This is a genomic window from Fulvimarina pelagi HTCC2506, assembly GCF_000153705.1.
GTDB classification, from domain to species: domain Bacteria; phylum Pseudomonadota; class Alphaproteobacteria; order Rhizobiales; family Rhizobiaceae; genus Fulvimarina; species Fulvimarina pelagi.
Genome location: NZ_DS022272.1, coordinates 600,195 through 613,521 on the forward strand (window position 1 = coordinate 600,195; position 13,327 = coordinate 613,521).

The 13,327-nt window shown below is 61.0% G+C and carries 15 protein-coding genes; 12 read left to right on the top strand and 3 right to left on the bottom strand.

The features are described from left to right. The 9 genes from FP2506_RS02785 to FP2506_RS02825 form a co-directional block, all read left to right on the top strand. Positions 1-894, top strand: an 894-nt coding sequence (locus tag FP2506_RS02785; protein WP_007065859.1) for an FAD-dependent oxidoreductase, incomplete at its 5' end; no start/stop codon positions are given. Between the two features lie 95 nt (positions 895-989). Next, positions 990-1,634: a gamma-glutamylcyclotransferase family protein gene (locus FP2506_RS02790; RefSeq protein WP_007065860.1), complete on the top strand. Its 645-nt coding sequence runs from the start codon at positions 990-992 to the stop codon at positions 1,632-1,634. A gap of 23 nt (positions 1,635-1,657) precedes the next feature. Continuing rightward, positions 1,658-2,125, top strand: coding sequence for a YtoQ family protein (locus tag FP2506_RS02795; protein ID WP_007065861.1), 468 nt, complete (start codon positions 1,658-1,660; stop codon positions 2,123-2,125). Between the two features lie 175 nt (positions 2,126-2,300). Then, positions 2,301-3,683 carry a class II 3-deoxy-7-phosphoheptulonate synthase gene (locus tag FP2506_RS02800; RefSeq protein WP_007065862.1) on the top strand — a complete coding sequence of 461 codons (1,383 nt, stop codon included), beginning with the start codon at positions 2,301-2,303 and terminating at the stop codon, positions 3,681-3,683. Positions 3,684-3,917: 234 nt separating this feature from the next. Beyond that, positions 3,918-4,442 carry a hypothetical protein gene (locus FP2506_RS02805; protein WP_007065863.1) on the top strand — a complete coding sequence of 175 codons (525 nt, stop codon included), beginning with the start codon at positions 3,918-3,920 and terminating at the stop codon, positions 4,440-4,442. Next, positions 4,442-4,783, top strand: coding sequence for a hypothetical protein (locus FP2506_RS02810; RefSeq protein ID WP_007065864.1), 342 nt, complete (start codon positions 4,442-4,444; stop codon positions 4,781-4,783). The genes FP2506_RS02805 and FP2506_RS02810 overlap by 1 nt, the downstream gene beginning before the upstream one ends. A gap of 113 nt (positions 4,784-4,896) precedes the next feature. Further along, positions 4,897-5,937 (top strand): tRNA dihydrouridine(20/20a) synthase DusA, encoded by a 1,041-nt coding sequence (gene dusA / locus FP2506_RS02815; RefSeq protein ID WP_007065865.1) that lies wholly within the window; start codon positions 4,897-4,899, stop codon positions 5,935-5,937. Positions 5,938-5,995: 58 nt separating this feature from the next. After that, complete coding sequence (locus FP2506_RS02820) at positions 5,996-6,823, top strand: sulfite exporter TauE/SafE family protein (RefSeq protein ID WP_007065866.1); 828 nt, start codon at positions 5,996-5,998, stop codon at positions 6,821-6,823. Positions 6,824-6,881: 58 nt separating this feature from the next. Further along, the gene (locus FP2506_RS02825; RefSeq protein ID WP_007065867.1) at positions 6,882-7,301 is read left to right on the top strand and encodes an ion channel; all 420 of its coding nucleotides are present in this window, start codon (positions 6,882-6,884) and stop codon (positions 7,299-7,301) included. 10 nt (positions 7,302-7,311) lie between these two features. Here FP2506_RS02825 and FP2506_RS02830 read toward each other — a convergent pair whose 3' ends face one another. The 3 genes from FP2506_RS02830 to FP2506_RS02840 form a co-directional block, all read right to left on the bottom strand. Then, positions 7,312-8,022: a retropepsin-like aspartic protease family protein gene (locus FP2506_RS02830; protein ID WP_007065868.1), complete on the bottom strand. Its 711-nt coding sequence runs from the start codon at positions 8,020-8,022 to the stop codon at positions 7,312-7,314. Continuing rightward, a complete protein-coding gene (locus tag FP2506_RS02835; protein WP_040488859.1) occupies positions 8,015-8,218 on the bottom strand; it encodes a DUF1289 domain-containing protein in 204 nt (67 codons plus the stop codon). The genes FP2506_RS02830 and FP2506_RS02835 overlap by 8 nt, the downstream gene beginning before the upstream one ends. 109 nt (positions 8,219-8,327) lie before the next feature. Continuing rightward, positions 8,328-9,884: a sensor histidine kinase gene (locus FP2506_RS02840; RefSeq protein ID WP_244404113.1), complete on the bottom strand. Its 1,557-nt coding sequence runs from the start codon at positions 9,882-9,884 to the stop codon at positions 8,328-8,330. A gap of 109 nt (positions 9,885-9,993) precedes the next feature. Here FP2506_RS02840 and FP2506_RS02845 point away from each other — a divergent pair, with 109 nt between their 5' ends. From FP2506_RS02845 to FP2506_RS02855, 3 genes are all read left to right on the top strand, one after another. Continuing rightward, complete coding sequence (locus FP2506_RS02845; RefSeq protein WP_007065871.1) at positions 9,994-10,605, top strand: glutathione S-transferase family protein; 612 nt, start codon at positions 9,994-9,996, stop codon at positions 10,603-10,605. Between the two features lie 6 nt (positions 10,606-10,611). Next, on the top strand, positions 10,612-11,250 hold the full coding sequence (locus tag FP2506_RS02850; RefSeq protein ID WP_007065872.1) for a uracil-DNA glycosylase family protein: 639 nt from the start codon (positions 10,612-10,614) through the stop codon (positions 11,248-11,250). Between the two features lie 266 nt (positions 11,251-11,516). Further along, a complete protein-coding gene (locus FP2506_RS02855) occupies positions 11,517-13,313 on the top strand; it encodes an acetolactate synthase 3 large subunit (RefSeq protein WP_244404114.1) in 1,797 nt (598 codons plus the stop codon). Positions 13,314-13,327 lie beyond the last annotated feature (14 nt).

A 13,327-nucleotide genomic window follows, 5' to 3' on the forward strand; every position in this document is an offset into this window, starting at 1 on the left:
CGTCAGCCAGAGAAGCTAGTGATTCTCGGCGGTGGTTATATCGCAGTCGAATTCGCGAACATCTTCCTCGGGCTCGGCACCGACGTGACGTTGGTCTATCGCGGCCAGGAGATCCTTCAGGGCTTCGACGATGACCTCCGCAAGAGCCTCCACGAGCAGATGAGCGCGAAGGGTATGTCGGTGCGCTGTCGCGAGACTTTCCAGGAGGTGCGCCAGAAGCCCGGCGGCGGCTTCGAAGCGGAACTCGACAATGGCGAAGTTTTGGATGCCGACGAGATCCTTCTTGCGATCGGGCGCAAGCCGAATACGGAGAATCTCGGCTGTGAGAAGGCCGGCGTAGAACTCGACCAACGCGGCGCCGTCAAGGTGGACGACTATTCCCGTACGAATGTGGAGAACATTTACGCCGTCGGCGACATCACCAACCGCCTGCAACTGACACCGGTCGCGATCCACGAGGCAATGTGCTTCGTCGAGACGGTGTTCAAGAACAATGCGAAGAAACCGGACTACGAATCCGTTCCGACTGCTGTCTTCTCCCAGCCCGAGATCGGCACCGTTGGCCTGACCGAGGCCGAGGCCGCCCGGCGCTTCGACGAAGTCGCGATCTACAAGACCGACTTCAAGCCGATGAAGCATACGCTTTCCGGCCGCAACGAGCGCACGGTCATGAAGATCGTCGTCGATCAGGCGACCGAGCGTGTCCTAGGCGTGCATATTCTAGGCTCGGACGCAGCCGAAATCGCGCAGGTGCTGGGCATCGCTGTCAAGGCCGGACTGACTAAGAGCCATTTCGACGAGACCATGGCCCTCCATCCCAGCGGCGCGGAAGAACTCGTCACCATGTACGAGCCGACTTACGTGCTGCGAAAGGGCGAACGGATCGCTGCCTGACCTCCGGTCCACCTAGCAGGGTCCATCGGCCTCGAAACGAGCCGTCAAGGGTTCGAAGGGTTGATTGGAGCCGCCGGCACTGCCATTGCAGGGGTATGGACGTACATCCCGATCATCCCGACCTTGAGGCGCTCGCCGCCGAGGGCAAGGTCATCGCCTATTTTGGTTATGGCTCGCTGGTCAACCGCCACACACTGCGTACGAAATTTCTCGGTATTCGGCGGGCCGAGGCGCGCGGCTGGCAGCGGTTCTGGCAACCGCGCGATCCGACAGCGGAGATGGCTCTTCTATCGGTGCAACCGAACAATGCTGAGTCCGTCCATGGCGTCGTCGTCTACGATCTCGTCGATCACCTTCCAAGCCTTGATGAGCGCGAGGCGGGTTACAATCGGCGGATCATCGATCCGGCGGCCTTGACGATCGAGAACCCGCCGCTCACTGATCTGCCCGTGTTCATCTACGAGGCGACACCCGGCGCGAGCAATGCTGTGGAACTCGGCTCGGCGATCCTGCAGAGCTATCTCGACGCGGTCATGCAGGGATTTCACGATCTCTACGGCGACGACGGCCTGAAGCGGTTCATCGAACGCACTCAGGGCTTTGAGACACGGCTCCTGCAGGACCGGTCTGCACCACGCTATGCACGGTCCGTCCCCCTGCTGGCTGGCGAAGCCGAACTTTTCGACAGTCTCGTCAGCGCCCGCGGCGTCGAGGCGATCGAACTTAATCCGAACGAGTAATTAAGAACTAAGGGTCTTCTGCGATGAGCGAGAAGCTTTGGCGCATCTATCTCTCCGGAGAAATTCACACCGACTGGCGCGACGAGATCGCAAAGGGCGTCGAGGGCGCCAGCCTGCCGGTCTCGCTGTCTGCGCCTGTGACGAACCATTCGGCGTCCGATGATTGCGGCGTCGCTATTCTTGGGCCCGAGCCGGACAAGGGTTGGCACGATCGCAAGGGCGCCTTGATGAACTCGATCCGCACCAAGACTCTGATCGAGGAAGCCGACATCGTCGTCGTTCGTTTCGGCGACATGTACAAGCAGTGGAATGCGGCGTTCGATGCGGGCATGGCCGCCGCGCTCGGCAAAAGCCTGATCGTGATGCACCCGCCCGAACATGCGCACGCGCTTAAGGAAGTCTGCGCGGCGTCCAGCGCCGTCGTCGAGAGGCCGGACCAAGTGGTCGAAATCCTTCGCTATGTCATCCGCGCGGAGCTGAAAGGCTATTGAGCGCCATTCTTCGTGACATTCGCACCTGAAAATGCTTAAAGGGCCTCGAATTCGGTCGGACAATCCCTGCGTGGGTTGGCGATTGGCTGACATGCCGGCCTGCCGAGCGAAAAAATCTTTGAATAACAATAAAGAAGTGACAGGCTGCGAAGCCGGTCGATGAGAGGTCAAGATCATGGGTGCGAATTGGACACCGTCGAGCTGGCGAAATCTGCCGATCGAGCAGGTGCCGGATTATCCGGATCCCAACGCTGTGCGCGATACCGAGGATCGCCTGAAATCGTTCCCGCCGCTAGTTTTTGCCGGTGAGGCGCGCAAGCTTAAGCAAAGCCTTGGTGAAGTCGCGAAAGGACGTGGCTTCCTGCTGCAGGGCGGCGATTGTGCCGAAAGCTTCGCCGAGCATGGCGCGGACAATATCCGCGATTTTTTCCGCGCCTTCCTACAGATGGCCGTCGTCCTCACTTTCGCCGGCTCCAAGCCGGTCGTGAAGGTCGGCCGCATCGCTGGGCAGTTTGCCAAGCCACGATCGTCTTCCAACGAGACGAAGAATGGTAAGACGCTGCCTTCTTACCGGGGCGATATCATCAACGGCATCGACTTCGATGAAGTCTCGCGCATTCCGAGTCCGGATCGACAGATCGAGGCGTACCGGCAGTCGGCCGCGACGCTCAATCTCCTTCGCGCTTTCGCTCAGGGCGGTTACGCAAATCTGGACAATGTCCACCAGTGGATGCTCGGCTTCGTCTCGGGTAGCCCGGAAGCGGCACGTTACAGCCAGATCGCCGACCGGATCACCGAGACCATGGAGTTCATGCGGGCGATCGGTATCAGCGGCGAGAACCATCGCTCTTTGCGCGAGACGGATTTCTACACCAGCCACGAGGCGCTGCTGCTCGGTTACGAGGAAGCGTTGACCAGGCAGGACTCGACCTCGCATGGCGATTGGTACGCAACCTCCGGCCACATGATTTGGATTGGAGACCGCACGCGCCAAGAAGATCATGCGCATGTCGAATATTGCAGCGGGATCAAGAACCCGATCGGCCTCAAATGCGGTCCAAGCATGGAGGCGGACGGCCTTCTGCGTCTGATCGACAAGCTGAACCCGAAGAACGAGGCGGGCCGCCTAACCCTCATTACCCGCTTCGGTCATGAGAAGGTGGAGAAGCACCTGCCGGCACTGATCGATGCGGTGGAGAAGGAAGGCCGGACGGTGGTCTGGTCCTGTGATCCGATGCACGGCAACACGATCTCGCAGAACAGCTACAAGACCCGACCGTTCGAGCGGATCCTCGCCGAGGTCGAGGCGTTCTTTGCTATCCACAACGCCAAGGGCACCCATCCGGGCGGCATCCATATCGAGATGACCGGCAAGGATGTGACCGAATGCATCGGCGGCGCGCGGCCGGTGCTGCCTGAGAACCTGTCGGATCGCTACCACACGCATTGCGATCCGCGGCTCAACGCCAATCAGGCACTGGAACTCGCCTTCCTGGTGGCGGAGCATCTGAAATCGGATGCCAACGACGCGGCCGCCAAGAGAGAGGCGGCTGAATAAGTCAGACTTCCGAAACCTCTGAGATGGCCCGGTTCGCCGGGCCATTTCTTTTTCTGGCCATGAGTGGTCTCTCTCGCCGCAAGATCTTTCCTCCGAAAATTTGTCCACAGTGGCCTGGCGCGCTCGCATGATCGCTAACGATGGGGCTTATGCGCAGCGATGCGCGTGATCACCCACAGATTGGGAAGAAGGACGAAGTGAAATGCTGCGTGTGAGAGCGGAGAGGATGGGCTCGTGAGCCCGGAGCGGATCGCGGCCGTCTGCCGAGGCGACGATCTGTTGTGGTGGGGTCTGCGCACCGTGCCGGGGCTTAGAAGGGTTTGCGCGTTTTCGCGCGGGATTTGGCATTCGGTCTGCGAGCGGCTCGCCGAATGGCTGCTCACCATCTGGCTTCTCAACTGGGGCGTGACGCTAGCCTATGGCGGTACGTTTGAAGCGCCGGCATTCGCCGTACTCAAGTCGTGGGCGAGCATCGAGACCTGGTCTCTGTTCTGCCTGATCGGTGGTGGCGGCCGGCTTATGCTGCTGATCCTCAACGGTGGATGGCGCAAGTCGCCGCATTTTCGGGTGCTGGCGGCGCTCGGTACTGTGCCGTTCTGGGTTGCGGTCGCCTACGGCTTCCAGTTGTCCGGCACGAACACTACCGGCACCGGCGCCTATTACGCCTGCATCGTCGCCGAGATCGTCAGCATGTACCGGGCGACGAGCGAGGCCGGTTGGAACGACGGTCGCGCTGCCCATCAGGGAAATCGTGGCTGATGCCGGTCGGGGAGATCATGGGCTACGTGGCGGCCGGCGTGACCGGGCTGATCGTCGTTATGCGCCTGATCGACACCTATTTCTCAGAGCGCAGACGCGGACGGCAGACGGGCGACGAACAGTTGAACATGGCTCGCATCGCCGTGTTCCAGCCGACCGCGGAACTGTATCGCCACGCGACGCTCGAGCAGCTGATGGGCGAGATCCATGCAAGGATTGGAGAGATCCATCATGTCGTGATGGCCGAGGACGAGGAACGCAAGGCGATCGAACGCGCAAAGCTCGCTGCGGATCTTGAGGAACTGGAAACACTGCGGCGGAAGGAGCGGGAGCGCGGTTGACCTGTCGGCCGTTCGCGTCGGCCCGGGTTCCGGGTTGGCAGTTGACGGTACGATACGGTAGATCGCGGCATACTCTCGAAACATGATGACGTAAGACACCGGGTAGCCGAGCGATGAAATCGCGCAAACCAAACGCAGCCGAAGGGGACCTTTATGGCGAAGACCAGCCAGTCTTCGCCGTAGCCCCCATGATCGACTGGACCGATCGGCACTGCCGCTTCTTCCACCGGCAGCTGACCGCCAAGGCGCTGTTGTACACCGAGATGGTCGTCGCGGACGCCATTTTACATGGGCCGCAAGAGAAGCTGCTCGATCACGATGCGGCGGAGCACCCGGTGGCTCTGCAGCTCGGCGGATCGGACCCTGAGAAACTGGGAGCGGCCGTGACGGTCGCCCGCGAGTGGGGCTACGACGAGTTCAATCTCAATGTCGGCTGCCCATCGGACCGCGTTCAGTCCGGGACCTTCGGTGCCTGCCTGATGCGCGAGCCGGAGCGAGTCGGTGATTGCCTTCAAGCCATGCGCGATGCTGCGAATGAAACCCCAGTCACCGTCAAATGCCGCCTCGGCGTGGACGATCAGGATATTGAAGAGTCGCTTGATCGGTTGGCGGACGAGGCGATCCGGGCCGGTGTCTCCGTCATCTGGGTGCATGCGCGCAAGGCTTGGCTCGAAGGGCTGAGCCCGAAGGAAAACCGTGACATCCCGCCCTTGGACTACGATCGGGTTGGCCGCTTGAAACGGCGTCTTCCCAATGTGTTTGTCGGCCTCAATGGTGGTCTCAGATCCGTTGCAGTGGCAAACGAAACCATCGCAGACCTAGAACTCGACGGCATGATGTTCGGCCGCGCCGCATACCAGACGCCGGACCTTCTGTCTGAGGTCGATCACTGCATTTATGGAGAGCCCGAGCGGGCTATCGACTATCCAGCTCTTATCGCGGTTATGGAGGATTACGCCGCGCGCCATATCGCGCTCGGCGGACGGCTCAACCACATCACACGGCACATGGTCGGATTGTTCAACGGTCTGCCGGGGGCGAGGCGCTGGCGGCAGGTGCTTTCGACCAAGTCCACAGGGTCTGAAGCAAAGCCGGCGATCATCCGCGAGGCGTTTTCCCACATCCGCCTCGACGCGAACCAGGAAGCGGCCTAAGCAGGCGACACGAACGGTCTTACCGAGACCAACCAATCCCGCCGGCCATTCCGTCTCCATGCTGACATCGATCGATTTCCACAGTGCGGCCGTCATCATCGGAGCGCTCGCCCTTGCCGCAGGGTTGGCCGGCTTCCTAGCGGGCCTTTTTGGGATCGGCGGCGGGGCGATCTATGTGCCGGTCCTGTATCAGCTTTATCAATGGCTTCAGGTGCCGGAAGCCGTTGCGATGCACCTCGCGGTCGGGACCTCGATCGCAACAATCGTCCCGACTTCGCTCCGTTCGCTATACGCGCATCTCAGCCGCGAAGCGGTGGACCGGAGGCTTTTGAAGGAATGGTGCATCGCGGTGCCAGCGGGGTCGATCGCCGGCGCCTTCCTTGCCGCGAGCGCGTCTTCGGTTACCCTTCGCGCGATCTTCGCCGCCTTGGCCTTCGTGATCTCGCTCAAGCTTCTGTTCGGTCGGATCGAATGGACGCTGGGAAAAGATCTTCCGGGTAAAGCGGGGCGCTCGCTCGCCGGTGTCATCATCGGCTTTTCCTCTGCCCTTATCGGTATCGGAGGCGGCGTTCTGAACAATACCTTCATGACGCTTTATGGCCGACCGATGATACAGTCGGTGGCGACCAGCGCGGGCGTCGGTGCTCTCATCGCTGTCCCCGGCGTTGCCACCTACATCTTCGGCGGTTGGGGCGATCCCCTGCTGCCGCCGTTCAGCCTAGGCTTCGTGAGCCTCACGACCCTTGTCGTCGTGGCGCCGATGTCGTTGATCGCGGTGCCCTTCGGCGCCGCGCTTGCCCACAAGCTGTCGCGCCGGACGCTCGAGATCGGTTTTGGCATCTTCCTCGTCCTCGTCGCGCTCCGGTTCGCGATCAGCTTGTCCTGAATTGAGACCGACCCCTTAATGCGCCAGACGCCTATATCGGCTTAGGGTGTTCTGACCGATGTTCTTTCTGACCCATCTCATCTTGCCCTTCGGAACGGCCGGCCTCGTGGTCCTCGTCCATCGTCTCGTGATGGACCAGGTCTCGCGCCGCCTCGGCCGTCTGGAGGCCAGCATCACGCCGTCCCGGACTGTCTTCGCAGTGGTTATCCTATTAGCCGCTCATCTCGTCGAGATCGGCGTTTTCGCCGGGAGTTTCGCCATGCTCGTCGGATTTGGCGAGGAGCCGATGCTGACGGGCGCCTTCGACCGGAGCCTGGAGGATTACCTCTACTATTCCGGCACGGCCTATACCTCCCTCGGGATTGGCGACATCGTGCCCCATGGCGCGGCGCGGATCATGACGGCAGTCGAAGCCGTCACTGGCCTGGTCATGATCGCCTGGACTGCGGCCTTCCTCTATGCCGAAGCAATCTATTGATCCGGTTCATTCAGTCCGTGAGGACGAGCCGATCGCCACGAAAATCGTAGGATGTGAGCGTGTCGAGAAAGCTCATGCCGAGGAGCACCGTTCCGAGTCCATCGCCGTCGGTAACCGCGGCCCGGATATTGCGCCGTTCGATATCGCCGACAGTCACCGAGTCGAGAAACACAGGCGCGGAACGAACGATACCATTCGCCGTCTGCACGTAGTCGCTGAATGAGAGGCGGCCAGTCTCGATCCCGATCGATTCGGCGGTCGGGCGGTCCATCGCGATGACAGATGCGCCAGTGTCCACCATGAAGGAAACATCCTCGCCGTCCACCGTGCCATTCAGGTGGAAATGCCCATCACGGCCGCGCGTTGCCATGTATTGCGGCCGCTCGCTGTCGTTCGCGATCGAGACGACGCTGCCGGGCATAAGGACCGCCGTGATCCGATCTTTGATTGCCAGGAATTCAGGCGCGAATGCGTAGGCGCCTATTACGACGATGAACAATCCGATCCAAACCAGAGCGTATCGGAAGGCCTCACCGATCCGAATGCCGCTGAACAGGAAGAGACCGGCGGCCAAGGCGACACCCCAGGTTCCGTAATAGGCGAGTTCGGCAAACTGGCCATCAGGCAGGCCGGCGATCATGCCATCCTGGCTGGTGAGGAGAGCAAGGAGTGCGATGCCGAGGATCGCAATGACGATCCAGAAGAGATTGCCGTCACGCATCGCCGCGATCCTTATTGAAACTTGGCTTCATGCCGGCCCCACGCATGCGCTCTGGGAGAAGCTTCAGAAGGGACAGCCGGTCGGCTCGGGAAAGCGATGGCCAAGCCGCGATTTCCGAACCGTTACGGCCGCACCCTCGGCAGAGACCGGTTTGCGGATGCAACTGACAGATCCCGTTGCAGGGCGACTCGATCATCGATGTCCTTTGTGCCGGCGTCGTGAAGTTATTGCTGGTCAGTGCGGATATGGTCAGTCGCGGACTTTCGCTCAAGACGGCTCGCAGCGTGGGTCAACCGGAGCAAGCGTCAGACCACGTCGAAAGCCGGCATCACTTCCAGGACGCGTGATTGGGGAAAAATGGCGATCACGTCTGTACCTTTTCCCTCGCGCGAGGAAAGTTCGAACTGGCCGTCATGAAGCTTGACGAGCGCCTGGACGATTGGGAGCCCGAGACCGGTGCCCTGTTCGGCATTCTTGATGGCGTTCGAGCCCTGACCGAAAGAGGCGAGAACCGTGGGGATCTCGTCTTGGGGAATGCCGGCTCCGTTGTCGCTGACACCGACATATTGTCCGCCGCCGGCGGTCCAGCCGACGCGGAGTATGATCTCGCCGCTCTTTGGCGTGAACTTCACGGCGTTGGACAGCAGATTGAGCACGATCTGGCGGAGCGCGCGCTCGTCACCCCAAAGCGCTGGAAGACCTTCCTCGAAGTGCATCTGTATCGCGATGCGCTTGTCCTCTGCACGCAGGCGCACCGTCGAGGCGCAATCGGCAGCGATGCGGGATAGATCGACGGCCTCTTCGTTCAAGGCGTATTGGCCCGCCTCGACGCGCGACAGATCGAGGATCTCGTTGATGACGCCGAGAAGATGCTTTCCGGAAGAATGGATGTCGGTGAGATATTCCTTGTAGTTCGGACTGCCAAGCGGCCCAAATATCTCGTTCATCATCACTTCCGAGAAGCCGAGAATCGCGTTGAGCGGTGTGCGCAATTCGTGGCTCATGGTGGCGAGGAACTGCGATTTGGCCCGATTGGCGTCTTCTGCCCGCCGCCGCGCTTCGTCCGAGAGGATCCGCGAGCGTTCGAGTTCGCTGATCAGTTCGTCCTTCTCCGCTTGATGGCGGATACGGGCGACTGCGCCGCGCCGCAGCGCTTCCGCTACGAAAGCGAAGAACGGTACCGCTCCGATCACCACGCCCTGCATTGCGACGCTCATTTTATCGGGATTGGCAAAGGCATCGAGGCTGAGACCGACGACGAGTGGCGAGAAGGCGATAAGCACGACAAAGCGAAGCGTGGAGGAGATCATCGCCGTCATCGCTATCGCTAGAACCAGGGCGGCGAAGTGGAAGAGTTCGAACCGTATCGCCGTGCAGCCCGGGCATTCGAGGAAGGCGAGTGCGGACCAACAGAGGCCGGCGAAGGTATGGCCGGCAAGAAACGGAAGCGCGTGGGCGATATGCGGCGCTTTGGTGAATCCGTCGGACTCTTGCGTGCCGGTATCTGCGCGCCGCGCGAGAATGACGATAATGAGATACGCCCCAAGCGTCGCGAGCGTCCAGGCCGCCGCAACCGTCGCGCCGGTGAAAATCGAAAGGCCGAAGCCGGCAAGGATGACTGGCGCCGGCAGGATGATCGACGCCGCACGAAGCTGAGCGGCATGCTGGACCAAAAGCTCGGCCTCGATGAACGAGGCGTTCCGCCGACTGTGTCGCTTGAGGTTCTGCCGCGCCGACCGAACGACTTTCGAACCGGCATGTTTCGAACGCGGCTTGCGCGCGCGGCCCAAATCGGTCCTGTCGTCGATGGGGTAGAGAGCAAGTGACATTGGATCGGGGACAGGTCCGGTACGCGGGGACATCAGGACGAAGGCTTGTCTTCCCGAAGAATGAACAAAATGGCTTAATGAACCGCGAACATGGCCAGACAGCCATGACGCAACGCCGATCGACGGAGAGGGATGGTCAGCGATGAAATTGTTCGACGGAGGCCGCGCGCCCAATCCAAGACGAACCCGAATCTTCCTTGCCGAGAAGGGAATTGAGGTTCCGATGGAGCCGGTCGACATGTCAAAAGGCGAGCACTGGGGCGATAAGATCGCCTCCCGCAACAGGTTGAAACGCCTGCCGGTGCTCGAACTCGACGACGGCACGATCCTCACCGAATCGATCGCGATCTGCCGCTATTTCGAGGCGCTCCAACCGGACCCACCGCTTTTCGGACGCGACCCGCTGGAGATCGGCAAGATCGAGATGTGGCAGCGCCGCGCAGAGATCGAACTCTACATGTCCGTCGGTGCCGTGTTCAGGCACGGCCACCCCGGCATGGCGAAGGCCGAGCCGGTGCAGGTGAAGGAATGGGCCGACCTCAACCGGGGCCGCGCGATCGACGCCTTGAAGATGTTCGAGGATCAACTCGGCGAGCATCCGTTCGTCGCCGGCGATGCGATTTCGGTCGCTGACATCACCGTCTTCGTCGCCGTCGGATTCATGAAAGTCGCCAAACTCGGGGTGCCTGAGGACTTTTCGAATGTCCGGCGGTGGTACGCCGAGTTCGAGAAGCGGCCGAGCGCTTCCGCCTGATCATCGATGGCTGACGAAAAGGCCGGCTCGGAGATTGCCGGGGCTCTCCAGCGGATCATCGAGACCTGCCGCATCTGCGCCGAAAATCCGATCGGCGAGCCGCTGCCGATCGAGCCTAATCCGGTGCTCGCGCTGTCGGATACGGCACGCATCCTCGTCGCGGGGCAGGCTCCGGGAAATTTGGCGGACAAGACGTCGAAGCCGTTCAACGATCCCTCGGGCATTCGCCTGCGCGACTGGATGGGGATCGGGCCGGAGTTATTCTACGATTCTACGAGGGTCGCGATCCTGCCGATGGGTTTCTGTTTCCCGGGTTACGACGCGAAGGGCGGCGACAAGCCGCCCCGAAAGGAATGCCGGCTGACTTGGCACGAACGGGCGATGGCCGCCATGCCTCAGATCGAACTGGTGCTCGCGATCGGTGCCTATGCCCAAAGCTTCCATATCGCCAAGGGGCGGGGGCGGACGCTGACGGAGACGGTTATGAACTGGCGCGATATCCTTGCCGGTGGAGGAAAATACGCCGCGGTCATTCCCCTGCCGCATCCCTCCTGGCGCAACAATGGCTGGCTACGGAAGAACCCATGGTTCGGAGAGGATCTCTTGCCGGAATTGAGAACGCAGGTCGCGAGGCTGGCAAAATGAAAGGTCGCGGCTAGCCGCATCATGGGATGACCACGAGCGTTTCCGAAAAACCATTGACCTTTCCGCCGTAAATGCATAGCGTCCCGCATCATGACGAACACGACCATTCTCGTAATCGTACGAAGGCGCACACGACCGGCAGCGTAGCTGCCAGGCGAATGCCACGTGTGCGCGAAGACAGGGGCCCTCCAGAGGCCCTTTTTTTATGCTTGCACTTGGTCGGAAAGAGACCGACGAGGGAACAGATCGAGCAGGACATGGACACGATGAGCAACCAAAGCATCGAAGCGGGCGGCAAACGCGAAATGACCGGCGCCGAAATGGTCGTGACCGCGCTGAAAGACAACGGCGTCAAGGATGTTTTCGGCTATCCCGGCGGCGCCGTGCTGCCGATCTATGACGAAATCTTCCAGCAGACGGACGTCCGCCACATCCTCGTGCGCCATGAACAGGGCGCCGGCCACGCCGCGGAAGGTTATGCGCGCTCCACCGGCAAACCGGGCGTGATGCTTGTGACGTCTGGCCCCGGGGCGACAAATGCTGTGACTGCGCTGCAGGATGCGCTGATGGATTCGATTCCGCTCGTCTGCATCACCGGTCAGGTTCCAACGACGCTGATCGGCTCGGACGCCTTCCAGGAATGCGATACCGTCGGCATCACGCGGCCCTGCACCAAGCACAACTGGCTGGTGAAGGACGTCAACGATCTCGCGCGTGTTCTGCACGAAGCGTTTCATGTCGCGACCACGGGGCGGCCCGGTCCCGTCGTCGTCGACGTGCCGAAGGACGTCCAGTTCGCGACGGGCTTCTACTCACCTCCGCCGCCGGATCAGACTCACGAGAGCTACCGTCCGAAACTGACCGCCGAGGCCGAGAAGATCAGCCAAGCGATCGAGCTTATGGCCTCGGCAAAGCGTCCGATCTTCTACACCGGCGGCGGTGTCGTGAATTCTGGCCCCGAAGCATCCGAGCTCCTGACCGAACTCGTGAACTTGACCGGCTATCCGATCACCTCGACGTTGATGGGTCTGGGCGCCTATCCCGCCTCCGGCAAGAGCTGGATGGGAATGCTCGGCATGCATGGCACCTACGAGGCGAACCTCGCGATGCATGACTGCGATCTGATGATCTGCATCGGTGCACGCTTCGACGACCGCATAACCGGGCGGATCGATGCCTTTTCACCGAATTCGCGCAAGATCCAGATCGATATCGATCCGTCTTCCATCAACAAGAACGTGCGGGTCGACCTCCCGATCATCGGCGACGTTGCCCATGTCCTTCGCGACTTGGTCGCAGCGTGGAAGAAGCAAGGAGCGACGACCGACAAGCCCGCGCTGCACGACTGGTGGATGCAGATCGAGAAGTGGAAGGCGCGCGACTGCCTCGCTTATTCGCCGAACGACGACGTGATCATGCCGCAATATGCGGTGCAACGCCTCTACGAACTCACAAAGGATCGCGAGACTTATGTCTCGACAGAGGTCGGCCAGCATCAGATGTGGGCGGCACAGTTCTACGGTTTTGAGAAGCCGAACCGGTGGCTCACCTCGGGCGGTCTCGGCACGATGGGCTACGGCCTGCCGGCGGCGATCGGCGCGGCGATCGCCCATCCTGACGCGCTCTCACTCTGTATTGCGGGCGATGCCTCGGTGCTGATGAACATGCAGGAGATGTCGACCGCTGTGCAGCACAACGCGCGGATCAAGATCTTCATTCTCAACAACCAATACATGGGCATGGTGCGCCAGTGGCAGCAGCTTCTGCATGGGAACCGGCTCTCGAACTCTTATACTGAGGCGCTTCCAGACTTCGTGAAGCTCGCTGAAGCCTATGGCGGACATGGTATCCGATGCCAGAAGCCGGGCGATCTGGACGACGCGATCCACGAAATGCTGGAGTACGAGGGCCCGGTGCTTTTTGATTGCCGCGTCGCCAATCTCGCAAACTGCTTTCCGATGATCCCGTCGGGCAAGGCGCATAACGAGATTCTGCTGCCCGACGAAGCGACCGACGAAGCGGTCGCCAATGCCATCGACGCGAAGGGTCGTGCACTGGTCTGACAACCAGCTGGCGA

Bases quoted from the DNA above. Each gene is read 5' to 3' on its own strand.
- FP2506_RS02790 (WP_007065860.1), top strand. From the start codon at position 990: ATGGACGTACATCCCGATCATCCCGACCTTGAGGCGCTCGCCGCCGAG.
- FP2506_RS02795 (WP_007065861.1), top strand. From the start codon at position 1,658: ATGAGCGAGAAGCTTTGGCGCATCTATCTCTCCGGAGAAATTCACACC.
- FP2506_RS02800 (WP_007065862.1), top strand. From the start codon at position 2,301: ATGGGTGCGAATTGGACACCGTCGAGCTGGCGAAATCTGCCGATCGAG.
- FP2506_RS02810 (WP_007065864.1), top strand. From the start codon at position 4,442: ATGCCGGTCGGGGAGATCATGGGCTACGTGGCGGCCGGCGTGACCGGG.
- dusA (WP_007065865.1), top strand. From the start codon at position 4,897: ATGAAATCGCGCAAACCAAACGCAGCCGAAGGGGACCTTTATGGCGAA.
- FP2506_RS02820 (WP_007065866.1), top strand. From the start codon at position 5,996: ATGCTGACATCGATCGATTTCCACAGTGCGGCCGTCATCATCGGAGCG.
- FP2506_RS02825 (WP_007065867.1), top strand. From the start codon at position 6,882: ATGTTCTTTCTGACCCATCTCATCTTGCCCTTCGGAACGGCCGGCCTC.
- FP2506_RS02830 (WP_007065868.1), bottom strand. From the start codon at position 8,022: ATGCGTGACGGCAATCTCTTCTGGATCGTCATTGCGATCCTCGGCATC.
- FP2506_RS02835 (WP_040488859.1), bottom strand. From the start codon at position 8,218: ATGATCGAGTCGCCCTGCAACGGGATCTGTCAGTTGCATCCGCAAACC.
- FP2506_RS02840 (WP_244404113.1), bottom strand. From the start codon at position 9,884: ATGTCCCCGCGTACCGGACCTGTCCCCGATCCAATGTCACTTGCTCTC.
- FP2506_RS02845 (WP_007065871.1), top strand. From the start codon at position 9,994: ATGAAATTGTTCGACGGAGGCCGCGCGCCCAATCCAAGACGAACCCGA.
- FP2506_RS02850 (WP_007065872.1), top strand. From the start codon at position 10,612: ATGGCTGACGAAAAGGCCGGCTCGGAGATTGCCGGGGCTCTCCAGCGG.
- FP2506_RS02855 (WP_244404114.1), top strand. From the start codon at position 11,517: ATGAGCAACCAAAGCATCGAAGCGGGCGGCAAACGCGAAATGACCGGC.